The sequence below is a fragment of the Aerosakkonema sp. BLCC-F183 genome (assembly GCF_041929145.1).
Classification (GTDB): Bacteria; Cyanobacteriota; Cyanobacteriia; order Cyanobacteriales; family Aerosakkonemataceae; genus Aerosakkonema.
Map to the genome: position 1 here is coordinate 35239 of NZ_JBHFNU010000015.1, position 25180 is coordinate 60418.

General features: G+C 44.6%; 18 protein-coding genes and 1 tRNA gene. 10 read left to right on the forward strand and 9 right to left on the reverse strand.

The genetic code is table 11. The features are described 5' to 3' along the window. Positions 1 to 33: 33 nt before the first annotated feature. Positions 34 to 1785: an alpha-amylase family glycosyl hydrolase gene (locus ACE1CD_RS02445; protein WP_374821347.1), complete on the forward strand. Its 1752-nt coding sequence runs from the start codon at positions 34 to 36 to the stop codon at positions 1783 to 1785. Positions 1786 to 2186: 401 nt separating this feature from the next. On the opposite strand, the gene ACE1CD_RS02450 is transcribed toward ACE1CD_RS02445, so the two are convergent. Beyond that, entirely contained in the window at positions 2187 to 4097 is a 1911-nt protein-coding gene (locus tag ACE1CD_RS02450) for an acetate--CoA ligase family protein (RefSeq protein ID WP_374821350.1), read from the reverse strand. 592 nt (positions 4098 to 4689) lie between these two features. On the opposite strand from ACE1CD_RS02450, the gene ACE1CD_RS02455 reads away from it, so the two are divergent. Next, positions 4690 to 4887: a hypothetical protein gene (locus ACE1CD_RS02455; RefSeq protein WP_374821353.1), complete on the forward strand. Its 198-nt coding sequence runs from the start codon at positions 4690 to 4692 to the stop codon at positions 4885 to 4887. 378 nt (positions 4888 to 5265) lie between these two features. Next, positions 5266 to 6111, forward strand: a complete 846-nt coding sequence (locus ACE1CD_RS02460) for a cyanophycinase (RefSeq protein WP_374821356.1) — start codon at positions 5266 to 5268, stop codon at positions 6109 to 6111. 257 nt (positions 6112 to 6368) lie between these two features. Here ACE1CD_RS02460 and ACE1CD_RS02465 read toward each other — a convergent pair whose 3' ends face one another. The 4 genes from ACE1CD_RS02465 to ACE1CD_RS02480 all read right to left on the reverse strand — a co-directional run bounded on the left by ACE1CD_RS02465 (position 6369) and on the right by ACE1CD_RS02480 (position 13853). Further along, a complete protein-coding gene (locus ACE1CD_RS02465; protein ID WP_374821359.1) occupies positions 6369 to 7457 on the reverse strand; it encodes a hypothetical protein in 1089 nt (362 codons plus the stop codon). A gap of 124 nt (positions 7458 to 7581) precedes the next feature. Next, positions 7582 to 10929, reverse strand: coding sequence for a molecular chaperone (locus ACE1CD_RS02470; RefSeq protein ID WP_374821362.1), 3348 nt, complete (start codon positions 10927 to 10929; stop codon positions 7582 to 7584). A 59-nt stretch (positions 10930 to 10988) separates the two neighbouring features. Next, entirely contained in the window at positions 10989 to 13595 is a 2607-nt protein-coding gene (locus ACE1CD_RS02475) for a dynamin family protein (protein ID WP_374821365.1), read from the reverse strand. 114 nt (positions 13596 to 13709) lie between these two features. After that, positions 13710 to 13853 carry a hypothetical protein gene (locus ACE1CD_RS02480; RefSeq protein ID WP_374789489.1) on the reverse strand — a complete coding sequence of 48 codons (144 nt, stop codon included), beginning with the start codon at positions 13851 to 13853 and terminating at the stop codon, positions 13710 to 13712. Positions 13854 to 14157: 304 nt separating this feature from the next. Here ACE1CD_RS02480 and rpsO point away from each other — a divergent pair, with 304 nt between their 5' ends. From rpsO to aroF, 3 genes are all read left to right on the forward strand, one after another. Then, positions 14158 to 14427 carry a 30S ribosomal protein S15 gene (gene rpsO / locus ACE1CD_RS02485; protein ID WP_190469353.1) on the forward strand — a complete coding sequence of 90 codons (270 nt, stop codon included), beginning with the start codon at positions 14158 to 14160 and terminating at the stop codon, positions 14425 to 14427. 5 nt (positions 14428 to 14432) lie between these two features. Next, a complete protein-coding gene (locus ACE1CD_RS02490) occupies positions 14433 to 14903 on the forward strand; it encodes a PAM68 family protein (protein WP_374789488.1) in 471 nt (156 codons plus the stop codon). Between the two features lie 147 nt (positions 14904 to 15050). After that, positions 15051 to 16112, forward strand: a complete 1062-nt coding sequence (gene aroF / locus ACE1CD_RS02495; RefSeq protein WP_374789486.1) for a 3-deoxy-7-phosphoheptulonate synthase — start codon at positions 15051 to 15053, stop codon at positions 16110 to 16112. 242 nt (positions 16113 to 16354) lie between these two features. On the opposite strand, the gene ACE1CD_RS02500 is transcribed toward aroF, so the two are convergent. The 3 genes from ACE1CD_RS02500 to ACE1CD_RS02510 form a co-directional block, all read right to left on the reverse strand. Further along, positions 16355 to 16708, reverse strand: coding sequence for a DUF1257 domain-containing protein (locus tag ACE1CD_RS02500; protein WP_190469362.1), 354 nt, complete (start codon positions 16706 to 16708; stop codon positions 16355 to 16357). 161 nt (positions 16709 to 16869) lie between these two features. Next, positions 16870 to 18390: an AAA family ATPase gene (locus tag ACE1CD_RS02505; RefSeq protein ID WP_374789484.1), complete on the reverse strand. Its 1521-nt coding sequence runs from the start codon at positions 18388 to 18390 to the stop codon at positions 16870 to 16872. Between the two features lie 136 nt (positions 18391 to 18526). Continuing rightward, on the reverse strand, positions 18527 to 18874 hold the full coding sequence (locus tag ACE1CD_RS02510; protein WP_374789561.1) for a hypothetical protein: 348 nt from the start codon (positions 18872 to 18874) through the stop codon (positions 18527 to 18529). Positions 18875 to 19133: 259 nt separating this feature from the next. Here ACE1CD_RS02510 and ACE1CD_RS02515 point away from each other — a divergent pair. Continuing rightward, positions 19134 to 19205, forward strand: a tRNA-Cys gene (locus tag ACE1CD_RS02515). Positions 19206 to 19283: 78 nt separating this feature from the next. On the opposite strand, the gene purM is transcribed toward ACE1CD_RS02515, so the two are convergent. Then, the gene (gene purM, locus ACE1CD_RS02520; RefSeq protein ID WP_374789482.1) at positions 19284 to 20312 is read right to left on the reverse strand and encodes a phosphoribosylformylglycinamidine cyclo-ligase; all 1029 of its coding nucleotides are present in this window, start codon (positions 20310 to 20312) and stop codon (positions 19284 to 19286) included. Between the two features lie 564 nt (positions 20313 to 20876). Between purM and ACE1CD_RS02525 the strand changes: the two genes are divergently transcribed. The 3 genes from ACE1CD_RS02525 to ACE1CD_RS02535 all read left to right on the forward strand — a co-directional run bounded on the left by ACE1CD_RS02525 (position 20877) and on the right by ACE1CD_RS02535 (position 25174). Next, entirely contained in the window at positions 20877 to 22193 is a 1317-nt protein-coding gene (locus ACE1CD_RS02525; RefSeq protein WP_374821367.1) for a septal ring lytic transglycosylase RlpA family protein, read from the forward strand. 138 nt (positions 22194 to 22331) lie between these two features. After that, positions 22332 to 23906: a bifunctional pantoate--beta-alanine ligase/(d)CMP kinase gene (locus ACE1CD_RS02530; protein WP_374821369.1), complete on the forward strand. Its 1575-nt coding sequence runs from the start codon at positions 22332 to 22334 to the stop codon at positions 23904 to 23906. A gap of 275 nt (positions 23907 to 24181) precedes the next feature. After that, positions 24182 to 25174, forward strand: coding sequence for a polysaccharide deacetylase family protein (locus ACE1CD_RS02535; protein WP_374789476.1), 993 nt, complete (start codon positions 24182 to 24184; stop codon positions 25172 to 25174). Positions 25175 to 25180: the final 6 nt, after the last annotated feature.

Sequence of the window (25180 nt, forward strand, 5' to 3'; positions counted from 1 at the left end):
CAGTTGTAGCCCTAATATTACCAAAAGTCCGATATGACAAGCACAAAAGTTAATTCTTCTCAAAAAATTCATGAGGAGAAGAAAAACGCTGTTCCTGCCCAAAAAACTGATAACAAAAGCGAAAAAAATCATAAAACAAGTACGATTGAATTTACTTTATTTGCACCTTATAACAAAGGAGCCGCGTTAATCGGGAATTTTTCTGATTGGCAAGAAATCCCGATGCAAAAAGGTGAAGATGGTTATTTTCGCACCCAAATGGAACTGGAAGATGGGGTTTACGAATATAAATTCCGCATTCAATCTAAAAGTTGGTTTTTTGAACCAGACCAATGGGTAGATATCATCGACCCTTATGCAACAGATGTTGATGAAAGCAAAGGAGTCGGCACCGTAACAATCAAAGACGGCCAAAGAATTGTCGATAGTTACGTTTGGAAGCACGACGACAAACCCTTACCTGCCGATCGCGAATTAGTCATCTACGAATTGCACGTTGCCGACTTCTCCGGCGGCGAACCCGATCGCTACGTTCGTGGCAAATACAAGCACGTTGTTGAAAAGTTAGATTATCTCTGCGAACTCGGCATCAACGCCATTGAATTGATGCCTGTCAAAGAATATCCCGGCGATTATAGTTGGGGATATAATCCTCGTTATTTCTTTGCCACAGAAACAAGTTACGGCACAACCGACGAATTAAAAAATCTGATTGATGAGTGCCACGCACGCGGCATTCGGGTTATTATGGACGGGATTTTTAACCACTCGGAAGCATCTTGTCCGCTCACCCAAATCGATCACGATTATTGGTATCATCACTCCCCCCGCGATCCCGATAATAACTGGGGGCCAGAATTTAACTACGAACATTACGATGAAAAATTAGGCATTAAACCAGCGTGGCAATTTATCGGTGAGACGGTGCGTTTTTGGATTCAAGAATATCATATTGATGGCATTCGTTACGATGCAGCGCGACAAATTGCCAACTACGATTTCATGCACTGGATCGTTGCAGAAGCGAAAAAAACAGCAGGGGCGAAACCGTTTTACAACATTGCCGAACACATCCCAGAAACCCCTACCATCACCAATTTTGACGGGCCGATGGATGGTTGTTGGCACGACAGTTACCGTTTCTGTCTGATCGAACACATCTGCGGCGATACGTTTGATTTGGAGCGTTTGAAAGATGCGATCGACGGCAAGCGCCAAGGCTTTATGGGCGCTACCAACGTAGTTAATTACCTCAGCAACCACGACCAAAAGCGCGTTATGGTGGAATTGGCCAACCGCACCATTTTTGATGGCGAAGCTTTTAAACGTGCCAAGTTGGGAGCCGCCATATTGATGACATCTGTCGGCGTGCCAATGCTTTGGATGGGAGAAGAGTTTGGCGACTACAAACCGAAAACGATCGACCCCACAAAAATCGAGTGGGCGCTGCTGGGAAATGACCTCAATAGCGGTTTATTTGAATACTACAAAGGCTTGATTAATCTGCGGAAAAACAATCATGCCCTTTACACTGAAAACATTGATTTTTTCCATGAAAATGCTGAAGCAAAGGTATTAGCATATACTCGCTGGAATGATGAAGGTTCTCGTATAGTCGTCGTCGCCAATTTCTCAGATAACTATCTGGCTGGATACACCGTTCCTAACTTCCCAGCGGATGGCACATGGCACGAATGGACTTACGACCACGATATTGAGTCTGGTAACGGTCAAATCATCATCGATTTACCGGAGTACGAAGCAAAAGTTTTCGTCTGGCAATAGTTAAGTATCCTCTTGCTTTGTGTAGGGTGGGCACTGCCCACCTTTTTTTTACCGCCGATGAGAACAGATAAACGCAGATGTATTTGCTAACTTTTCGGCAAGTACAATAGATATATTTATAACCGCCGATGAGAACAGATAAACGCAGATAAACGCAGATGTATTTGCTAACTTTTTGCTAAACACATAGATATAATGGGTAGTATCGGTTACGTAAAAAATTTGCGATCTTATCTGCGTTTATCTGCGTGCATCGTTTCTACATCTGCGGTTAAATTTAACTCATGATTCCAAGCGAACTGAGATATTAAACAAAACTATGTTGTTGCGCTAAGTAGGAAGACAGCGCAACAACATACTTAATTTATCGGCAATCTGGCTGGTACAATATCTGAATTAACCTACAGAATCGTCCCAATTTCCTTCAGATAAACCCGCGTAAATGGTTCGCCTTCTCCCAGCGTGTATTGTTCTATCAAACCTTTGTGCCGAATGGAAACGCTGTTTCCTTCCTTCACAACCACAGTAGCGTCTTCGAGAATATCTCGCGTTAGCATCATTTCTGTTTCTGTGGGATTATTCAGAACTACTATGTTGCTGCCGTGGTAAAACATACCATCTCTTTCCAGCACGTCTTCTGTGTATTCAGCAATCAGTAAATCTAGCTTCGGATTCCGCAGTAGACTTTGAACATTGGTGTTGTAATCCTTGTGCAATATTTTTTGCGATCGATTCACGAAAACTGCTTCTCGACAAACAGCACCTATCGTCCATTCGGGTTTTTCTAAAAGGATACGATCGATAGTTTCTTGCAGTTCCGCAACTGAGATTTGGTTGAAAGTAATAATCGGTATCCTCGCATCTGCGTCAGACTTAAAGAAGGTTTCTAAAATCGACGATGGCACATCGACGCTTTCACCGATGGCAGGATTAAGGTGCATAAAAATGCCCGGTGCGGCATTGATTTCCAGGATGCCGAAGTTACCCGATTTCCAAGATTCAGAGAGACTTGGAGAAATGACATCTATCCCCAGACAAGTAAGCTTAAAGTGCTGTGCGATATCTTGCGCCAAAATAATGTTATCTGGGTGAACGGTGCGCGTTGCATCTATACTCAAACCACCAGCAGAAAGATTGGCGACTTTGCGAAGATAAACGGTGCTTCCTGACTCAATTACGCTGTCCATTGATAAGTTTTGTTCGGACAGATACTGTTCCATTGCGTCATCGCACTGAATTTTACTCATCGCCGAAGTAGGTGTGTCCAAACGGGCAGGTTTGCGATTTTCGCGCCCGATCGATTCACGAATAGTTGAGTACCCATCACCGACAACTGATGCGGGACGGCGTTCGGTAGCGGCGACAAATCTGCCGTTAACGCAGAGGATGCGAAAATCTGCTCCTTTGATGCTTTTTTCGACAATTATTGAGATTGATTGTTCTTCTGGAATTGCTTTCAGCGCCCTGCCAAAAGCTTGTTGTAATTCTTCTTCGTTTCGCACCGCAGCTGTTACCCCTATGCCTTTGTGATCGGCTACAGGTTTAACTGCTACTGGATAGCCAATTTCTGCGGCGGCTGCTTTTGCTTCTCCAAGGGAGACAACTACATCGCCTTTAGGAACGGGAAAACCTAATGTACTTAAAAAAGCTTTGCAGTCATCTTTACGGGTGGTAAAGTCTGAGTCGAGATGGCTATCGTTATCAAATGTTGTGGCTACGCCGCGAATTAGTTTTTTGCCGTAGCCGTATTGCATCAGTCCTTCATCCCACAGATAAAAGGTGGGAATTCCTTTGCTGCAAGCTGTGCGTAATAAAGCGTAGACTGTGGGGCCACCATAAACGCTGTGTCGAAATGTGTTTTGAAGATTGCGAATGCGATCGTCTAAATCAAAATCTTCCTTTTGATTAATTGCTTCAAACCAGTCCCAAATGGTATAAACTATTGCCCGACTTGTACGTGCGTGCAGTGCTTGCACGGCAATTCTAAAGAAGTTGGGATGCTGTTTGAGATTCCAACGGTTGAGGTGCAAACCCATGTCGAGTTTTCCCACTTCTGAAAGTGTGCGGGCGAAGACATGGGCATGGCTTTCGTATGTCTCGTCGCGCAACTGCGGGTAGCGATCGCCAATAACTGACAAATACTCCTCTATCGGTTGAGGCGACAAATACCCAGTGAGGGTAAAATCCAATACTACTGCCCCCGTCTCTAAATATGGGTTCGGCCCCATATAATGCTTGATGTTGTAAATATCGAAGGCGTCTGTCTTCCTGGCGTTAATGCGTACTGTGTCGATAATTTGTTCTCGCACCATTGATTATCTCCGCAAAGCTAAACTCCCTGCAAATTTAATTTCTGTACGTGGCTAAAAAATCGATTTTTGGCTGTCATCTTCAATAAGAGGGAGATTTTTCCCCAACATTTTCATTGCAGGTTAACAACAGCGATTTCTCTTTGCTAAATTTCTAGCCACGCCGACTACAACTTAACTTTAATGTGTAGGATTTTCATCTATCCAAAGGCAATGTTAAGTAAGGCGATCGCAAAAATACTTATTGTATTCTGTAGGGAATCCAAATTTTGAATGACGTTTTGACGGCAATACAAGATCGAGAATTTAAGAAAACTCCGAATCTGGGAGTGTTGAATTATCGGGAACTTCCGTAATAGTAATGTTATTGAGTTTCGCGATTGCTCGGTTCAGATACCCTTCAGAGCCCGGACTTTTATAAAAATCGGCCATTTCACATTCTAGATCTGCAAATCTTTCTTTTGCCTTAAAGGTGTGGATTAATTTTGCGGATTAACTATAAGGCAGATTTTCCTAATTATAATATATAACTTACGATAGGTACAACCTACAGCAAAACGGTTGAAAATTAAAGAAAGCATTGAGGAGACAGCACATGAATATTACTAAAGCTGATCTCAGAGATGAAGTTCGAGAACTTGCTGAGGAAGCTTTCCACCGGAAACTTATTTCTGGCTATGGAGACGGCCAAGACAGTAACGAGTACCAAATAGTATACCAAGGGAAACCCAAGCATTTTCCTTTAGAAAAAGCCCGTTCTTTGTTACGCAATTTAATTAGGCGTTTAGCTTAATTAAACATTCTGTTTGGCAAGGATAAATTTAGAGGTAAAACATCTCCATTCACACCAGCACCTGACTCTCTCTCCACTCCCGATCTCAAGTTTGGATCGGGAGTTATCTCCTGGCGATTCACTTTTGCGATCGCACAGCTACTTTGTTAGGACTTACGCATCAAGTTTGAAATGTAGGGACAATTCATGAATTGCCCCTACTACGGTAAATCAAGGGTTTCTGGTCATTTTTGCGTAAGTCCTGTTTGTGTAAAACCACATTTTCTTACGAATCGGTCAGAAAGCTTTACTATATAACACAAAAAAATTCAGTATAAAAATCTACCATTTGGCTGTTTCCTTGGTTTAAACTGTGATGTTTTATAGAAATTAAATCAGGTGAAAACTGGAGTTAATATGGCGCTGAGTGAAAACCGTGGGCAATTAGTTATTATTGGTGGGGCAGAACAAAAGGAAGGAGAATGCAAGGTACTTCGGGAGTTCGTTAGGCGAGCAGGAGGCGTCAAAAGTCGCATTGGGATCATGACGGCTGCGACAGGCTTACCAAGAGAAGTGGGAGAAGATTACACCAGGATCTTTGAGCGGCTGGGTGCTGAGGAAGTTCGAGTTATAGACACCGAATATCGGGAAGATGCAAGCAAACCCGAATACTTAGAATTCATTGAAAATGCGACGGGTGTGTTCTTTACTGGCGGAGATCAAGCTCGCATCATCAGCATCATTAAGGACACCGACCTCGATCGAGCTATTCATAAACGCTACGCTGAAGGAATCGCAGTCGGGGGTACAAGCGCTGGTGCGGCAATGATGCCGGATATTATGATTATTGAAGGCGACTCGGAAACCCATCCTCGCGTTGATGTTGTGGCAATGGGACCGGGTATGGGCTTCCTTCCAGGGATGGTAGTCGATCAGCATTTCTCGCAACGCGGACGTTTGGGACGCTTGCTCTCCGCACTGGCACAGCAACCAGCCGTTTTGGGATTCGGTATTGACGAAGATACAGCTGTGGTAATACAAGGCGATGAGTTTCAAGTCGTAGGTTCTGGTGTTGTTACGGTTGTCGATGTGTCAGAAATCGTCCATATTAATGTAGACGAACTCTTGCGGGATGAAGCTTTGGCAATTTGCGGAGCTAAATTGCATATTCTTCCTGATGGATATCGGTTTAACTTGAAAACTCGAAAGCCGATTGTTGAACAAATGGCTCAGCAAGCAGCCTAAAAGTATTAATTCGTTGAGCGGACAAGTTCCTAGAGCGATCCTCTGGGAACTTTTTTTAACTTACGTAAAGAAACCGGGTTTCTTAGAAAAATCCTTGCTTTCTCAACTAGATATCGACTCAGAAACCCGGTTTCTGGCTTGGGAACAATGCTTGTATTGACAGCACCCCAAATCGAAAATAATTTTTATATACCTCTGGGTTGTGAGGAAAAGCACCTTTATCTTCTGCGAGAATATGAAGGCAAAGTGTTAGTTTATCAAGGTTGAAAAAACGATCGATAAAGTACCCGACCGGGTAACACTTCATCATCAATTTTGGCATAAACGCGCAGACAAGCCAGCACTTCTCCTGACCTACCGCCGCTATCCAGTTCCAGGTCGTCTTTGGAGTATGCGCGGATATCGGCGTAAGCACCCCGTAACTCGCGAATTTGGACGGTACGATCGGCTTTGCGTGCGCTTTCGGCGGCTTCTCTCAGACTGCGCCGCGATTCTTGCTGTAGTTTTCCCCACCAAGAATCGCGATCGACTGGCGGCTGGTATACTAAAGAGTTGATGGCTTCGTCTAAATCAATTCTGGCACGTAAATTGTCGGCTGGATCGATGTTTTTCGCGGCTGTTTTGGCACGTTGAAAACAATCTATTAAAGCAGCGATATATTTGGATTTCTCATCTTTAGTAGCTAAAGATTTGACGCCAAAACGATTCACAGGTTTGAAAGCGTGATGTAAATCCGGGTCGATTGCTTCGATAAATTTTATATAAGTAGATGCGACAGTGGCGAGAAAATAAACATCTGAGTCTGATGTTTCTACTGCTACTCGCGCATCTAATTTTGTTTTGGTATAAAATTGCAAACCTGGGTAGATATTTTCGTCGCGGGTGAAGGGAAGTTGGATAGGCGATCGCTTATTACTGAAATCCGGTAATTTCTCTCGCCAAGACTCAGCTAAAGTTTCCGGTACTCGCAATAACTTTAATTGCATTTCTTGCCATAAATCGGCATCATTATTACTTAGCAAGTGAAAATCGCCGAGATAGAAACGCAATTCTTTATCGCTTTCAAAATTTTGTTTAATTCCGCTTAGTTTACTGCTATAATTAGAAGTAACTGGTTCAAATATATCTTCTAGCGAAGGCGAAACATTTTCTATGGGTTTAGAGATTGGCGAGCGCAAAATCCCCTCTAATTCTCCCAGCACTTCTTTGGCTAAATTTGCACCAGAATCGTCAGGTAATTCTGTTAAAGCTACCTGCAATCCACCCTGCAATCCACGCAAGTAAAAGCGCACCAATCGCGCTAACTCAGAATGGTTTATTTCTAATAGCTTACTCAGTTTTTCCATTCAGATCGCCTCCTCTCAACTCTGAGAAACCCTCAACTCTGACTGAGAAACCCGGTTTCTTAGAGAAACCGGGTTTCTGTTCTGAGGAAACCGGGTTTCTGTTCTGAAAACCTGTTTCTGGATTTTAGTGAATCCCACAAAACGGATCGCGGTTTTCATCAATTTCTTTCGGTTTATCCTCCAATCCCGCTTCAAAAACGCATCCTTCTTGTTTGAGACATTCAGGATGATCGGATGTCCAATAAGGTATTTCTCCCGCGTGAATTCGCAGAATACCTTGATCGTCGAGAGTGACATAATATTGATAATTATAATCGCTTTTGCCACCCGGACGGCTTAATTCGCCAATTGTTTCCCATCGATCGGTTATGGGATCGCGAAAACAGAAAGTATGTTTTCCTTTGCGAGGAAATTCCGGTAAAGGTTCGCTAATTAATCCAGTTCCTTGTTCTTTGGTATTACTTTCATAACGAAAACCTTGGATAGATTTGCTATAATCAACTTGACTGTCGAATATGAGAGGCGGATCTTTTGGACCAACACTCACAGTTTGCAATTCGATTACGTAAACTGCAATATCGCAAAGCAATTTACCATCCTGAGAAATAATCGGTTGGTTAGCTAATTCCGGCGATGCTGCTGCGATCGCTTTTTTGAGATCCAAACTTTCACAGCTAGCACTAATTAAGGAATGAGGAGTTCCCTGACAAAACAGTAATTTGAATTGCAATTTTTGGTCAATTTCAAATTGAACTTTAATTTTCGCTTTAAACTCATCTTCCTCCATTCCCAATTGGCGTACCAATCTATTAATATTGTATCCTCCCCAGAGCATCGGATTTGCGCCATCAAAATCTTGACGGTAGATCGTAATAGTTAAGGGAACACCTTCCCAATCGCTGCGAGTTTTGGCGATCGAATCGCGATCGCTAAGTTGACGAAGTTCCCGACCATTCCGAAAAATCAATCGATCTCTTTCTCCCTGAGTTTTCAGCGTAAACGAACAAGGGAGAAAATAAAACAAATTCTTGACATCGATATCCAGTTGATTGACACCCAGACGCAGCATTCCCTTCGCTGCTTCCAAATCAAAACCGTATTGGCGCAGCTTTTCTGCATAGCAAGCACCCACCGAAGTCGCCATTTTACTAAATTCTGGCACAAAAGTTACTCGTTCTGGATTCCACACGAAATAGTCATATTTGCTAAACTCCTGTTTTACCAGTTCTTCCACTAAGTAAATTTTGCAGGTTTGACCGGATAAAATTAACCAATCGACTTTTTCTTTACGGTGATTTTCTGACTGAAATCCCAAACGACTTTCCACCAGTCCTTTGGCGATGCGTACTGCATCTTCCACCACCGGAGAAACAGCATTTTCAAATTGCTGTCTGTTGATTTTCACGTTGAGGCGATCGGCAGATTTCACCTTGAAGTCAATTCCACTTTGTTTGAGCAAATCAGAAATCTTTCTCTCAGTCAGGACAACCCTTTCCCGGTCTATATTTTTATTAATTTCAATTTTTATTTCTTCCGCATAATCCCACAGGTCGTAAAAAGTTTGCAAGCGAGAGGGATTATTTTTCCATTTCGTCGGTAGGATTTTTTCTGCATCTTTCAGCGCGTCGTTGTAAGCGGGGTCTTCTTCAGGGTTGGAGGTTTTCTTGTCAACGCATTCCAACAAGGAACCAATTTTATATTTGCCATCTTTAGTTAGGAAGCGATCGCTCAATCCCGCAATCTCATCTTCCAGCTTTTGACATTCCAAATCTCCTGAAGTTACTGCGGTCAGCAAACAATCTGCGATCGCCACTTTCAGCAATTTGAAAATCCGCAGCGTAATTAACTCTCCTCCTAATTGCAAATGACCCGAAGACCCAATAAACGTAGGAGTTAGCACGTAGTATCTTCCCCCAGCACCCCGATCTTCATCTCGTTCAAATGGGTCTTTCTCTTCCAGAGAAAGGTTAATCAAAGCTAAATCCGTCGTTCCCCCACCGATATCCAAAACCAAGACATTTTGCGACCATTTTTTGCCATCCCAATGACAGCGAGTTTTGAAAGATTCAATCCCAATATTCAAATCGCCGCCGAATTCTCGCCATAAGAAAAAGATGACTACCGAGACAGCTTCATCGTAATCAGTCTTGACGAAATCCATCCCCAACGCACGCACCATCTGCTCAATTTCGCGACGCACCACTGGCGGCGCTACAGCAGGATAAGTCACAACGGCGGTAGTGATATCTCGACGCGAAGACCTACCAGACGTTCTGGTTTCGTAATATTTTTTGGTATTCTCGATCAAATAACCCCAAGCAGCTTGAATTAATTCGTTGCTGGTAATTTCTGACTCAACTCCCTCCCATTTGACTTGCATCGCATCCCGTTGTTGACCGAAATATCGCTTCGGCGAATGATGAAACTTCCCGTTAATTTCTTCTCCTTTAGTTTCGGAAAAAGCTGTTCTCCTGTTCTGAATAACTCTGTTTCCCATGAGTACCTTTAAAGATTTCAGAGTTTGGATTTCCAACTCGCTGGGAATTTCCTTTGCTTCACTTCCCAGATCCAAGGAAACTCGGAGCAGATTTTGCGATGATAAAGGCGGAACGCGGAAGACTTCGTGGTAAATATGGTTTAATTTTTTGTTAGCAGCACGGCGGAATAATTCGGGACGATTTCCCAAGGAAGTTTCGATTTTGCGGATCGTGACTAGCAAAGCTTGGTCATTAAGAGTACCCGTTTCGGGTATTTCCACATCTTTTTTAATATCGCCAATAAATCTTTCCCACTCCGCTACACCTACACCAGCTAACGCATCAACAGTTGTGGAATTCAACCATTCTACCAATAGTTCGCCTAACCGTTCTTTTTGTTCTTTAGGTAAGCTTTTTTCATTGGAAACAAAACTTGCATCAAATAGAGTAACAGTGGAATTCGATGTGCCAAAATCGATCGCTAACCAGTCGGTAGATTCGTTGAGATTTTTTTCGAGGGGTTTAGGTTTTTCTTCGACAATTACTGCTGGTTGTGCTTCAATTTTATTAATGTCGATCGCAGGTATTTCCGGTTCGGTTTTGGGTGTAAATAAGTAGCAGCTTTTACTTGCTGTTTGCGGTATCGCTAAAATCGGATTTCCAGCGGCGTCAGAATCAAAATATTCCACAATTACCAGCAAAGTGCAACCGACATTTCCCGGTAATGGTTTATCCAACGGGTAAGGGTCTTGTCTTAATCTTTGGGGAGCGTATAATTTGATTGGTTGTTTAAACGTAAATGTTCTGTACGCCGCTTGGATTTGCGCTCCTAATTGTCGCGGTTCCCCTTCCACCTCGCAACTGATGCTGGAAATATGCGGTAAATTGCTTGTGGAAACTGGAGCCAATTCTATGACTGGCAAATCTAATAAACTTTCGTCATTCGCTTTGGGACGCAGTTGGAATCTATTTAATAGTCTGATTTCTATAGCCATTGGTAATTTCAAATTTTAGATTTTAGATTCTGAATTGCTGATTTAAAATTTCAAATAAGTTATCCTCCAGGATAAGTAATTTCGGTAATTTGCCACAAACTCTGCCACCATTGAGGAACCGATCGATTGACCATATCTTCTGCGGTAATATCTCTCAACAACACTTCATTCTGAAGTAACTTTTGCAAATCGCTAATAATTCCTTTCAGAAATTCTCGCAAGCTGTTGTCAAATTTCTGATTTACCTCGCTGGCAAATTCTACCAGATGCAAACCCGCACTAGCCACCATTTCGTCTCGCAGTCGCAATACTAAAATTTGATTGTTCGCAGGTGTGCGATCGGTTTTGCTTCCCGTTTGTCCCCAAGCGAAAGTTAAGCCATTTTTATTATTGTTTGCACGCGCTAAGGGAAATAATTTTTCTGGTTTAATCTTCGTCTCAGAGTTTTCGGTTAATTTCGCTTGTTTCAGCAATCCATTCAGCCAAGTTTTTGGTTCTGTACCGCCGCGTACTAGGATTTGAAGCGATCGCACATTTTCTCTATTTTTTTGTTTGATTTCTTCTATTTTATCTGTAAGCAAAATTTCTGCGATCGCATTTCGCTCGTTCTGCACTTTGACGGAAAGTTCGTTTAGCAATAGCGCGATCGCACCATTTTGGGGATTGGCGATCGTCTCGCGGGTGAAAACTTCCATTTCTCCCACCATTTCGGCAAATTCCGGATAAAAATCTTCGCTTTGCACGGGGATGCGCGTATCGTCTCCCGCTTCCAAATCTCCCAAAATCTCATCTACTATATTTGTAGATTCTGGCAATTTAATGATACCATCATCTGCTTGCTGAAACAGCAAATTCCAATGCGGCCAGCTAAATATCCGAAATATTAGCTCATCTTTAATAACCTCGCTTACCTGCACCCCCTGCCGATCCTGCAAACTTTTTTTACCCAAATCTTGTTGAAACTCATTATAGGTTTTGACTAAACTTTCGATCGCTTCTCGCAATTTGACAAAATTCTTGTTTTCCGGTATCGGAATATCATGCTCAATACCTTCTAAAAGATGACGCAACTCATCCTGTTGTTTATGTAAAATTTCGGCTGCACTGCGCGTATCATCTAACAGTTGTTTGAAACCATGTTCTTTGACATGATTTAAGATCGATTCTCGCAGTCTCACGATACCACCATTTTCAGCTAAATCGCCTAATTGTCTGGCGAGCGTACTTCTGCGATCGGACCTTTGCAGCTTTTCACTTAACCTCTGCCATTTTTCGCGCAATTGTCTGGACTTATCCCCGCGATCGAAGAGATAATCTAAGTTAGCCATAAACTCTGGCGAACCTACTTGCACATTACTGGAATTCTTGGCTAAATCTCCCAATCCCCACAGCGGCGATAGCAGAAAAATGCGATTTTTTTCCGTAGTAAATGCTTGAGCGCTGGCGATAGTCGTTTTCAACACTTTCAGTTTTTCCAAAACGCTATTTTCGCTCAGCGGTTCATCCTCAAACGGCAAAATATCATCGATCGCATTTTCCTCAATCATCTCATCTAAGATCCTTTCCCCTCCCTCATTTTCCAAAGGTAGTTGATCGAACCTTCCCACGCCTAGCAAAATGCGCTCTTTCAGATTAACCCCCGGTTTCTGCTGCTGCATCATCGTGAAAATTTTATTTGCAGTTGCACCACCCGGTTCGTTACCTTTTAATATAATCAAAATTGTTTGTACTTCTTCCAGTTCTCGCAGCGATAAGAAAGTATCGCGCACCCCCGAATTCGCCGCACCCAGTCCGGGAAAATCAAGTAAAATAAATTCTTCTGCACCTGCTAAACCAGACAAATCCCAAATATCTCTCGATACTCTCACTTTCAGATTCACGCGCCGAATCAGGGGAAAGCTGTTTTGCAATGATTCCACCGAAACTTGGTGCGATTTTCCAGGTGCTGGCAATGGGATATCCTCAAATCTAAGATTTTGGATATCCATTTCTGCATCTGCTAATTGCAGTCCTTGACGAGCGACGATCGGATCGATTTGCGAATATTGCTTACCGAGCAATATTCCCCATCTTTCATAAGTTCGCACGAACAAGATTAATTCGCGCAACAAATAACGCAAATCCAAATTATTGCTACTTTTCCAAACCGTCTCGCACCAATTAATTGTATCTTGCCAAATGCCGATATCGTTAACGTTCAACCTTTGCAGTGCTTTTAACTGTTCTGAATTTATTCTCGCATCCGTCGCTCTCTTCTGCGCTTCTTTCAACATGAAGTCCAAACATTCTTTCACTTCCGCATCCGAAAGATATTCAACTGCAAATTCTTCTACCCGCGTCGTTTGGAAACCTTCTTGCTGAATCAAGTGGATAGCGGTGACATTACCCGTCGTCGGATTAGCACTCACCGGTAGTGCGTCCCCGTACCCGATCAAACTACCCAAGAGCAAAGTTTTCCCGGCATTAAATTCTCCCATCACGCCAATTTTCACTGGCGATGTAGCGCGATCGACTGTTTTTTTCGCCGCCTCCCCCAACCGCGACAGCGCATTCGGTAAACTTGCTGTCACCCACTCTGGTAGCGACAAGCTTTGGGAGAGCGATTCTACTGTTTCCCCTATAGATTTGCCATATTGTTTATAATGATTTAGCTTTTCCGTTTCCATATATTTTTCATTTTATTTAAAGTAGATTTTATCATTTCGCATCGGCCATTGGGGAAAGCCATAAATAACTATCTTTGCTCCTATACCACAATTTTATCTATTTGTCAAACTCAGTCAGATTTTTATGACTGTTTCCCAGGAAAACTCGTGCATCGAGAAGGAGAGTTTTGGGTGCGATCGCCACATCTTATGACCAATCATCAACGCAATTAATAGGCTTTCAGCTTCTAAATCAGATGAATTTTGATTAAAAGTCATACCATGCCTGAGATTATTTAAATTTACCACAGACTTCAAACGAAGTAAATACGTTAATTAATTGAGAATTATTTGCAGAACCTTTTCTTTACTGAAAGAGATAAAATTGAAAAAATAAAATATCGCCAACACAAATAAAACAAAATATTATATATGCCTTAAACTAATGTCCCTTTGCGCGAACGACAGAAAACGAAGAAAGAAAAATATTAATTCCCCCACTCCCCCACTCTCCCACTCCCCCACTCCCCAGACACTTGTGATAAAATCAAAGGCTGCTGCATAAATAACAAACAAGTTCATCATGGCCCTCACGCAAGAGCGCAAACAACAGCTCATCACCGAATACCAAGTACACGAAACCGACACCGGATCGACAGACGTGCAAATAGCCATCCTGACCGATCGGATCAACCGCCTCAGCGAACACCTCAAAGCCAATGACAAAGACCACGCTTCTCGGCGAGGCTTGTTAAAACTGATCGGACAACGCAAGCGCCTACTTTCCTATATTTCCAAACAAAATGTCGAGCGCTATCAAGCGTTAATCGGTCGCCTGGGCATTCGCGGTTAAACGTTATGCCATCAGAACCTCAACAGGAGTCCTCATCCGGTAAAAAACGCTTACCCTTCGAGCCCAAGAAAAATAGCAAAAAAGCGACCAAAACCTCATCTGCGACACCGATTGCGGCGAAAACAGAAGACAAACCGCGATCGGTCAGCAAAGAAAACACAGCGATTCCAGAGGCAGTGAGCCAGCGCATGGTAAAGCGAATGGCCTTTTTTTGCGGCATTCCCACCTCCCTGGGCATATCCACCTTTATTCTCAGCTATATCGTGGTCAGTCATGCTTGGTTCACACTACCGACCCCGGTCGTAGTGTTGACCAGCATGGGCTTTTTCGGTCTGGGTGTCTTGGGGTTGAGCTATGGTGTCCTTTCCGCATCCTGGGAAGAAGAAACACCAGGCAGCATATTAGGATGGGAACAATTTACCGTCAACTGGGGACGAATGACGGCGGCATGGCGATCGGGTAAGCAAAAAAACTAAAAACTTGCGGCATACTACCATCACAGCAAGCAAGCTGGCTATGCCGAAAACGCAACACCAGGTTGGCTCGATCGAGTTTGATATGAGAGCCTATAGGTTAGCTATTACCGATTCTGCACCCAAGAAACTTAAAAAAGGATTTTCAATATGATCGTGGTCATGAAAATCGGCTCCCCAGAAGTCGAGATTGCTCGTGTTAGCCAAGATCTCACAACCTGGGGACTGACACCAGAAAAAATTGTCGGGAAGCATAAAGTAGTGATCGGGTTAGTTGGCGATACCGCCGACCTCGACCCACTGCAAATTCAAGAAATCAGCCCCTGGATAGAACAAGTGCTGCGGGTAGAACAGCCCTTTAAACGCGCCAGCTTGGAGTTCCGTCACGGCGAAGCCTCCGAAGTAGTAGTTCCCACTCCCAACGGGCCTGTAGCTTTTGGTCAGCACCATCCTCTCGTCGTCACCGCTGGGCCTTGTTCCGTTGAGAACGAACAAATGATTGTCGAAACAGCGCGACGGGTAAAAGCAGCAGGGGCGCAGTTCTTGCGTGGAGGTGCTTACAAGCCTCGCACTTCCCCTTATGCTTTCCAAGGTCACGGCGAGAGTGCTTTGGAATTGTTAGCGGCAGCACGACAAGCCACCGGTCTCGGTATTATAACCGAATTGATGGATGCTGCCGACTTGGATGTTCTCGGCGAATATGCGGATGTCATTCAAATCGGTGCCCGCAATATGCAGAATTTCTCACTGCTCAAAAAAGTGGGGGCGCAACCAAAGCCAGTCTTGCTAAAACGGGGAATGGCAGCTACAATAGAAGATTGGTTGATGGCAGCCGAATATATCTTAGCTGCTGGGAACCCAAATGTGATTTTGTGCGAGCGGGGTATTCGCACGTTCGATCGCCAGTACGCACGCAACACCCTAGATTTGGCGGTAGTACCCGTATTGCGTACACTTACCCATTTGCCCATTATGATCGACCCCAGCCACGGTACCGGACGAGCTGAATACGTACCTTCGATGGCAATGGCAGCGATCGCGGCAGGAGCGGACTCGCTGATGATTGAAGTACACCCCAACCCAGCCAAAGCTTTGTCTGATGGCCCGCAATCTCTCACACCAGAAAGATTCGATCGCTTGATGCAAGAAATGGCTGTCATCGGTAAGGCAGTTGGACGCTGGCCTCAACCAGTTGCAGCACTTGCCTCTTAAATTTAGGACGGTGCGTCATACCCACAAAATGCTAATTTTATAGATATGTAACACATCTGACGCACCCTCCAAACTGAAAAAGGCCAGCTTTAGGAGCTGACCTCTTTTTATGTCTACAAGGGTAGATAATTTTTGGCTCATTAGTTCCCCTTTCTGCTAAAGGGGTTTGACAGGATAAAGTGGAATAGAAACGGGCCAACCTCCCGTCGGTTAACCCGTGAGCTTGGGAACGCGCAGAGCAATTATTTTTGCACTACCAACTTCACATTGGCGTTTTGCAGACCGCGCTGCTTCACTTCTGCCAAAGTCTTATTAACAGCGTACTTCTGATTGATAGAGTTGATCAGCTCGGTTTGGTTGTGCTTCTTAGCAACACCCCACAGGTCAGCAATCAGGTCGAAAGTGCCATCGCTATTGCGAGACCAACCCAAATCGTATTCGCCTTCCAAAACTGCAACCAAGTCAGCTCGAACCCGTTGACCATTGTATCCACGAACATCAGCATTGCTCTTCACCGTGATACCCAGGTCGCGCAGAGAAGTCTTGAGGATTTCGGCATCGGTGATTTTGGTCCGCAGAGTGCTAAAGTGAGACATTGGGATTTCCTCCTAGAGAAGTTAGAAACAAACGACAACGTTTTTGGTTTTGTGTTTTTGGTTTTGTTCGGATCTTGCCGCCCAAGAAAGCTTTTAGCGGCATTTACTTAAACTGCTAGCTAAGGCTAGCCTTTCCTCCTGTTGGGAGCAGGAGAAAGCTTTTAAAACTCCATTCGCTGATATTCAGCTACGGAGGATGCAGCAGGCCGCGCACGCTGTCTGGCCCAATCTCGCAAGGCCGTAACCTGTTCCGTCATTGTTCTCGACAGCGGTTGTGTCGCTTTAATCGCGGCAATGATATCTAGCTGCGTGAATTCTCGATCTTGAGCAAAGGCTTCGTACATCGCTGCTACCAGTGCCTGCTCAATTTCCGCGCCAGAGAAGCCATCAGACACTTTACCCAGTTGTTCCAAGTCAAAGCGAGACACTTCTCGACGGCGCTTAGATAAGTGAATCTTAAATATCTCTTGGCGTTCTTCTAGAGTTGGCAAATCTACAAAGAAAATTTCATCAAAGCGACCCTTCCTCAAAAATTCCCCAGGTAAGCGTTCTACTCGATTTGCCGTCGCCATCACAAAGACTGGGGAGCTTTTCTCTTGCATCCATGTGAGGAAGGAGCCAAATATCCGGCTAGAGGTACCTCCATCTGAGTCCGATGAGCCTGCACTACCTGCAAAAGCTTTATCTAACTCGTCGATAAATAGAATAACTGGCGAAATAGATTCGGCTGTTTTCAGCGCATTTCTCAGATTGGCTTCTGAGCGACCCACCATCGAGCCGTCGTACACACGGCCCATGTCCAGTCGCAGCAGTGGCAAACCCCAAAGACGAGATGTTGTTTTTGCAATTAGGGACTTGCCGCAACCCGGTACACCTAAGATCAGCATACCCTTGGGCTGGGGTAGTCCATATTCTCTAGCTCTTTCTGTAAAGGCGTTGGAGCGTTGTTTGAGCCATTTTTTTAGCTCTTCCAAACCACCCACCGCATCAATTGTTTCGTCTTCCTCAATGTACTCTAGAATACCGTTGCGACGAATCAACTGTCTCTTCTCGGAGAGTACAATGTCTACTTCTGCCTCTGTGAGGCGACCGTTTGTCACTTGGGCTTTACGGTACACCTTTTCGGCTTCATCTCTTGTCAGTCCCAGAGCTGCTCTCAGAAGTTTTTCCCGTGCTTCCGTCGTCAGCCTGCGAGCACGAGCTGGATCTAACTGCTGCGTCAACACCTGATTCAGCTCAGCCATGTCCGGCAGTGCGAAGTCCAGAACTACAACTTCCTTCTCCAGCTCTATCGGAATAGTTTGCACCGGTGACATCAAGATGATGCTTTTTTGGGTGCCTTTAAAGCTGGCGATCGCATCCCTGAGCCACCGCGTAGTCTGAGGATCGTTAAAAAATGGATGCAGATCTTTGAAGATGAAAATACTAGAATCTCGCTGTGGGTCTCGCTGTCTATTCATCGCCCACTCAATCGCTGCTTGTGGCGAGACGGTATTGTGCTGGATAGTTCGAGGGTGACCGTATTCTGACATACCTTGAGTCACTGTCCAGACATATACCCGTCGTGCGGGTTTCATTTGAGCGATTGTTGCGATTGCCTGCTCTGCCCGCTCTTCCTCGGAAGTAACGAGGTAGATCAGAGGGTATTGAGCTTGAACGAGAACGCTTAGTTCTTCTTTCATTTCTCCACGACCTACTATCGACCGAATAGAGACGGTGCAGACCTTACCAGATTCTTCTAAAGTAGTTGCCTGCTAATGCTTGGGCATTATTGTCGCTAATTGCTTTTGCAGTTTTTGCTTTTGCAGTTTTGCGACTTTAGCAGGGCACCAACTCTTGCTCTCCCTGTTGATCGGTTCCTTTAGTTACTGTCACCTTCTCAACCGAAAGATCTTCTTCTGGCAGTACACCTGGCTGTTTACTAAGGGAAACTAATTCTCCCTGTTGGATCACAACGGAACCCTTACACTCCGGACAACTGTAGAGCCGATGAGTTTGCCCATACGATGCCTCTATCTCCTCTGTTATCTCTGGATGAGCTAGGTAGAAAATAATGGCTCGTTCAGCAATAGATGACATCGGTTCTGAGTCAATTGCGGCTCGAATTTTGAGTTGACGATGCAGCTCTGGTGAAAGATACAACGTAACCTTTTGTTTATCTTGCATATGACTCATCAGTCGTTCTACCCGGGTATGTTTATTAGCCTATCGGTTAGATTTCTAGCTGTCAAGGCATTAAGCTGTTTTGACGGCACAATCGTTACATTTATTTACATTTAATCGCAGTCACGCGATATCTCAGCATTGCTAAACTATCGTCAAGCAGATTTATACTACTCCATCAGAAAGAAAAGACTAAGACGATCGTTCGACAAACCAGTTTCAAACAGATGCTAAGTGTGTTATATTTAAAATCTAAATTTTCGGCGGTATAGCCAAGTGGTAAGGCAGAGGTCTGCAAAACCTCCATCCCCCAGTTCAAATCTGGGTACCGCCTTTAACAAAACCCTAAAAAATCCCAACTATACGCCCAGCGTATAGTTGGCTGATATAGTTGGCTGATAGTTTGGCTAAGTCACTGGGGTAGGCCGATCGTACCACCATCTCCAGCAATCACCTCGCCGATCGCATAGGCAGCAATATTATGGGACTCAAACCAGCTAATTGTCTGCTCCGCCTGTTCTGGCGATACTAGCAACATATATCCAATTCCCATGTTGAATGTATCGAACATAGCTTTTGGACTGACTTCACCTGACACAGCTAACCAATCGAAAATCGGTAAAATCGGCCAAGAGCCAAAATCAATACGAATAGATTGGCCTTTTCCCAAGCAGCGAGGTAAATTTTCTGGCAATCCCCCCCCAGTTACGTGCGCCATACCATGTATTTGAATTCCAGCTGCTCGTGCTGCTAGAACCGGCTTAACATAGATGCGAGTCGGGGCAAGCAGAACATCTCCCAAACTCTGGCCGGACAACTGTGGAGGCGTATCGCTCCAATTAAAATTATGACGCTCGACAATTTTGCGAACCAAACTATAACCGTTGCTGTGAACGCCCGCAGAAGCTAAGCCGATCGCAATATCCCCAACTTTAACCTGCTCTCCATCAAGCAGCTGGCTTCTTTCCACAATCCCCACACAAAAACCAGCCAAATCGTATACTCCCGCCCCATAAAATCCCGGCATTTCCGCCGTTTCTCCACCCAACAGCGTACAACCGGCCAACTGACAGCCCTCCGTAATCCCCGCAATCACCTGAGTCAGTTGCGATCGATCCAGCTGACCCGTAGCCAAATAATCTAAAAAAAACAAAGGTTCTGCACCGGAAGTCAGAACATCGTTAACACACATTGCCACCAGATCGATACCGATCGTTTCATGACAGTTAAGGTCTTGCGCTATCTTGAGCTTTGTGCCAACACCATCCGTACCCGAAACCAAAACAGGCTCTTTAAACCCTGTCGGTAACCGGAAGTAACCACTAAAACCACCCAACCCACCAATCACTTCCGATCGATGAGTACGGTGTACCAGATTGCGTATTCCCTCCACAAAAGCACGACCCGCTTCAACATCAACACCTGCTTCTCGATAATCCATCACTAAAACTCCACCTGCAACGCGAGTGCGTGTACTTTAGGCAGATCGAGCCTGACGACAGGTACGCACGCAACTTGCTTAACTGCATATAACTGCACGATGTATTTTACCCGGCCTTGGCAATCGCGCCCCTGCCATTAGCAAAAATGTCACTCAATAGCATACAAATGTAAAAATTAAGTTTTTTCGCATCTATCAAAAGTATGAAAATAACAAACAAGAGCAGATAAATTGTGCCAAGTGACCACACATAAAGTGTTTCGGTCGTATGTAAATTTTTTATTAAGTTTTATTTTGTGTTTAAAATCACAAAATCAACCGCAATCCTTGTCATGACTTGTTTTTCATCGCAGTTAATTTTTAAATTTTCCATAAAGTTGGGCTGACTACAGAACAACCCCGATCCCCAAACACAAAACTTCGTGGTAGTCTGTTGCAGTTACAAGTTCAAGAAATAAACACGGAACGAGTACGAGTTAAGAGGGAAATTCTACCGACGGGTGCTACCCCGTGCCTGACAAGGCAACATCAGTAGCAATCTCAACCTCGATTCCAGACAAGCCTATGAATGTAAAACTTTGCAGTAGCCTTATAGTCACCTTGCTCACAACTGGGTTGAGTACAATATCATCCTGTCAAGCACAAGCTCCCAACGCACGGGAACAAGAAACCAAAGCAAGCCATTTGAGAGCTTCTACCTCAGCTTCACCCCAGGAGAGTACTCGGTCAGTATATGGAGTAAAGGTGGGATCGCAGTCCGAGCATAATGGCCAGACCGATATCCCAGAAAATAAGCGTCACTCGCCAGATACGGCTCTACCTGCGCCCTTGGCAAATGCACAGTCTGTAGATACAGTCAAAGTGGGCGAGTATCGATCGCGCCAGGGTAACGAGACACAAGCAGATCCGATCGCCAAAGTCGAACCTCATCTGTGGGCAGGGCGTCAGGCTGCAACCCTTTACCTGCGGAATATTCCAGTTATCACCTTTATTGGTTCGGCTTCAGATAGCATCGGCGATATTAAAGTCGGGAAAGCTGGAGATGGCAAAGACACTCTTAGTGCTGAAAATGAAGCCGAAGTTGTCGAACCGAGATCTTTTGCCAACCAAGGGCAAAATTTCAGCCAACAGAGGCGACCCGGGCAGTCTGAGCGCGATCCGGTTTGGCGGGCTAGTGTATTAGCAGCAAAGCTAAACCAGCTAAATCGCGACAACGTAGATGCCAATACGATCGCAGTTGTCTGGAATGGTGAGGCCAATACTGTCTCAACAAGTCTACCCTCTTCCAGAACAAGACGTAACTCACAGCAAGAATTTCAGTCTGCGACTCGTGATAGACAAATTGGTGAAAGCTACATCATCAAAGTAAATGAGGAACAATTAGTCCAGATAGATGCAGACACCAGGCTTCCAGACAGCACAAATAACCTAGCCCAAGATGCACTCCAAGTAACCAATCGCCTCCGACGACTGATCGGCAACGCCCCACCCTTAAGAGATATTGCGGGCAGACCCACAGCAAAACCAATCCAAATAGCCTTGACTACAGCTCCCGTTTTATCCCGCCTCAGAGGTTTGGCTTCCTGGTATGGCCCCGGCTTTCACGGTAGACGGAGTGCTAACGGAGAGATTTACAATCAAAATGCTCTAACTGCTGCCCATCGCACATTGCCTTTTGGAACACAAGTACGAGTAACAAACCTTAACAACGGTCTTTCTGTTGTGGTGCGAATTAACGATCGCGGCCCTTATGCAGGAAGGCGGATTATTGACCTTTCAGCAGCAGCAGCAAGGGTTTTGGGAATGATGCAAACAGGGGTAGCTCCAGTGAGCTTAGAAGTTCTCGGCAAATCCCAAACTGTAGCTGTAGAGCAAAATTAATTTCAGATTTCAGATTTCAGATTTCAGATTTACGCAAACAAAGCAATTTGAGATTTGAAATCTGAAATTTGCGAAGTTTCCTTCGCGCTTCGCTATAAACTACTATCCTGAGAGTTGCGTGGAAACCTGGGATTACTCGTGTACTTATGTACGACAGTTGCTGCCCTGCGCTGCTATCTGCGTCTGTGGCAGCTCGAACAAAGCCCGATCGAACCAGAAGTCGGCTTGGTTCCTACTATGGGAGCTTTGCATTCCGGTCATCTGGCACTCATCGAACGCGCTCGACAACAAAATGACTTTGTGATAGTCAGCTTATTTGTCAATCCGTTACAATTTGGCCCAACAGAAGATTTTCAAAAATATCCCCGTCACTTAGAGCAAGATCGACAACTTTGTCAAGAGGCTGGGGTAAATCTTATTTTTTCCCCCAGTGCGACAGAGCTGGGACTCTCAACCGCGCTTGAATCCGCCACAACCATAGTTTTTCCGCCACAATCAATGACATCGGTCTTGTGCGGACGTTCTCGCATCGGTCACTTTCAAGGCGTTGCCACAATTGTGACCAAGTTGTTGAACTTGATACAGCCCACAAGGGCGTATTTCGGCCAGAAGGATGCTCAGCAGCTTGCTATTATTCGACGTTTAGTAGTCGATCTGAATATACCAGTAGAGATTGTGTCCTGTCCGACAGTGCGCGAGTCGTCGGGATTGGCGAAAAGCTCCCGCAATCAGTATTTAACCGCAGAGGAAAAAGAACAAGCATCAGTTTTGTATCGCAGTTTACGACAAGCGGAATTTGCTTTTCAAGCAGGCGAGCGATCGAGCGCTCGTTTGATGGCTGTAACTAAGCTAGAATTGGCAACGGTTCAAGCGATTGAGCCCGAATATATTGAGTTAGTAGATCCGACGACGCTGATGCCTTTACAACAAATTGAGGAGGTTGGACTTTTGGCCCTCGCTGCAAGGTTGGGCACTACCCGCCTCATTGACAACATTATTCTGAGAAACCGTCAGCCGATTGTGGCAATCGATGGCCCTGCGGGGGCGGGAAAATCTACCGTGGCCCGTCAGGTAGCGCAGGCTTTGCAGCTGCTATACCTGGATACGGGCGCTATGTATCGAGCAGTGACCTGGCTGGTGCTGGAATCTGGTATTTCTATAGAAGATGAACCAGCCATCGCCGAAATTGTCAGTAAGTGCGATATTCAATTGGGTATGGGGGATGAACCTCAAGCTCCTATTCGCGTATGGATCGATGGCCAAGAAGTAACCCAAGCCATACGCAGCCTAGAAATAACCTCTCACGTTTCTGCGATCGCTGCCCAAACGATCGTCCGCCAAGAGCTAGTCAAACAACAACAGCGCTGGGGTGAGAAAGGAGGTATTGTTATTGAAGGTCGCGACATAGGTACCCACGTTTTCCCCGATGCCGAACTCAAAATCTTCTTAACTGCCTCAGTGCAAGAACGCGCCCGTCGCCGTCAAAAAGATCTCAAAAATCAAGGTGAGGCAGACCTGAGTTTGGAACAGATGCAGCAGAACCTTTCCGAACGGGATTGGAAAGATAGCAACCGTAATGTAGCGCCGTTACGAAAAGCACCTGATGCCATTGAAATCCAAACTGATGGTCTTAGTATCGCTGAAGTTACCGATCGCATTATTACCCTCTACCGGGAGAAAGTGGAAGGACAAAGCTCGACTTTGGCTAATTAATTCAAAACCTAGAGCTATCGTAACTGCTAATGGTTAATACCTCGAAATTCAGGTAATCAGCCATCAGCAGTTAATTTTTGGCAACTATAACTTCGATGCGCTTCCAGACTCGCCCCCGTAAAATTTCAGCTTATAGATTGGCTTAGAATATTTGCAAACGATGACATCTAAAAATTTGGCATTTATAAGGAGCAATATGGAAAGCTGCGCCGAATTTTTGAGTATATCGTACAGGAGTCCAACTAGACATAATGCGTGCGATCGAGTCTAACCGTATGTTTAAAAAGGTTTTGGTGTTCATTACCCTAGTAGCGGCTGTTTGTAGTTTGGCGATCGGTCTTAATTTGTTTGTAAAACAAGGTTCTCGTGACACTGTAGTTATATCTGCTGCCGCGTCTGGGCCATTACCAATAACTCAAGCGCAAAAGTTAGATACAGAAGTTGTTCGGCAACAAAACGTAACCCAAAACCTACAATATCCGATCGTTCAACCTCACGTTCCGGTAGAAGCAGAGTCTCTTCCCTCCGACAACGAGGGAATACCTCCAGCAGACGAAGAAGGCAAAATTTTTAGAGTTCCTACCCAGTTTCAAGGGAAAACGCTTGAAAAAATGCCAATTCTGGGTGAAAAGAAAGTGATTGCCCTCACATTTGATGATGGCCCTTGGCCTAAAACGACTTTGCAAGTTCTCGAAATTTTAAACAAAAACAATATCAAAGCAACTTTTTTTTGGGTCGGTCGTTGCGTCAAAAATTTTCCACAGATAGCCCAACAAGTAGTAGCCCAAGGACACGCGATCGCTAACCACACCTGGAGTCATTCTTATCGAAAAATGAAGCCCAGTCAAGCAGCTAAAGAAATAGAAGACACGGCAGAACTGATTTACAAAACAACAGGAGTAAAAACATTTTTATTTCGTCCTCCTGGCGGTCTGTTAAACAATGGGCCGGCGGATTATGCTAAGGAAAAAAACTATGCCATCGTCAAATGGTCAAATGACCCGATGGACTATCGCCCACTTCCTGCCTACAAATTAGTCAAAAATGTACTTCGTAAAGCGAAATCCGGCGATATTGTATTATTGCACGATGGTGGCGGCAATCATTCGGCGACCGTGAAAGCTTTACCGGAAATAATTGATAAGTTAAAACAGCAAGGTTTTGAGTTTGTCACTGTACCACAACTGTTGGAAATGAAAGCTCAAGAAATGAACGAGCGAGCGTCACAATTGAAATTATTGCCCGTGCCCAATCCACCCTCCGATTAAATAAGT

What these genes read in the sequence shown, in the direction of transcription:
- ACE1CD_RS02490 (WP_374789488.1), top strand. Translation starts at nt 14,433, where the DNA reads ATGCCATCAGAACCTCAACAGGAGTCCTCATCCGGTAAAAAACGCTTA.
- ACE1CD_RS02475 (WP_374821365.1), bottom strand. Translation starts at nt 13,595, where the DNA reads ATGGAAACGGAAAAGCTAAATCATTATAAACAATATGGCAAATCTATA.
- ACE1CD_RS02500 (WP_190469362.1), bottom strand. Translation starts at nt 16,708, where the DNA reads ATGTCTCACTTTAGCACTCTGCGGACCAAAATCACCGATGCCGAAATC.
- ACE1CD_RS02450 (WP_374821350.1), bottom strand. Translation starts at nt 4,097, where the DNA reads ATGGTGCGAGAACAAATTATCGACACAGTACGCATTAACGCCAGGAAG.
- aroF (WP_374789486.1), top strand. Translation starts at nt 15,051, where the DNA reads ATGATCGTGGTCATGAAAATCGGCTCCCCAGAAGTCGAGATTGCTCGT.
- rpsO (WP_190469353.1), top strand. Translation starts at nt 14,158, where the DNA reads ATGGCCCTCACGCAAGAGCGCAAACAACAGCTCATCACCGAATACCAA.
- ACE1CD_RS02505 (WP_374789484.1), bottom strand. Translation starts at nt 18,390, where the DNA reads ATGAAAGAAGAACTAAGCGTTCTCGTTCAAGCTCAATACCCTCTGATC.
- ACE1CD_RS02455 (WP_374821353.1), top strand. Translation starts at nt 4,690, where the DNA reads ATGAATATTACTAAAGCTGATCTCAGAGATGAAGTTCGAGAACTTGCT.
- ACE1CD_RS02445 (WP_374821347.1), top strand. Translation starts at nt 34, where the DNA reads ATGACAAGCACAAAAGTTAATTCTTCTCAAAAAATTCATGAGGAGAAG.
- ACE1CD_RS02525 (WP_374821367.1), top strand. Translation starts at nt 20,877, where the DNA reads ATGAATGTAAAACTTTGCAGTAGCCTTATAGTCACCTTGCTCACAACT.
- purM (WP_374789482.1), bottom strand. Translation starts at nt 20,312, where the DNA reads ATGGATTATCGAGAAGCAGGTGTTGATGTTGAAGCGGGTCGTGCTTTT.
- ACE1CD_RS02465 (WP_374821359.1), bottom strand. Translation starts at nt 7,457, where the DNA reads ATGGAAAAACTGAGTAAGCTATTAGAAATAAACCATTCTGAGTTAGCG.
- ACE1CD_RS02535 (WP_374789476.1), top strand. Translation starts at nt 24,182, where the DNA reads ATGTTTAAAAAGGTTTTGGTGTTCATTACCCTAGTAGCGGCTGTTTGT.
- ACE1CD_RS02510 (WP_374789561.1), bottom strand. Translation starts at nt 18,874, where the DNA reads ATGCAAGATAAACAAAAGGTTACGTTGTATCTTTCACCAGAGCTGCAT.
- ACE1CD_RS02480 (WP_374789489.1), bottom strand. Translation starts at nt 13,853, where the DNA reads ATGACTTTTAATCAAAATTCATCTGATTTAGAAGCTGAAAGCCTATTA.
- ACE1CD_RS02470 (WP_374821362.1), bottom strand. Translation starts at nt 10,929, where the DNA reads ATGGCTATAGAAATCAGACTATTAAATAGATTCCAACTGCGTCCCAAA.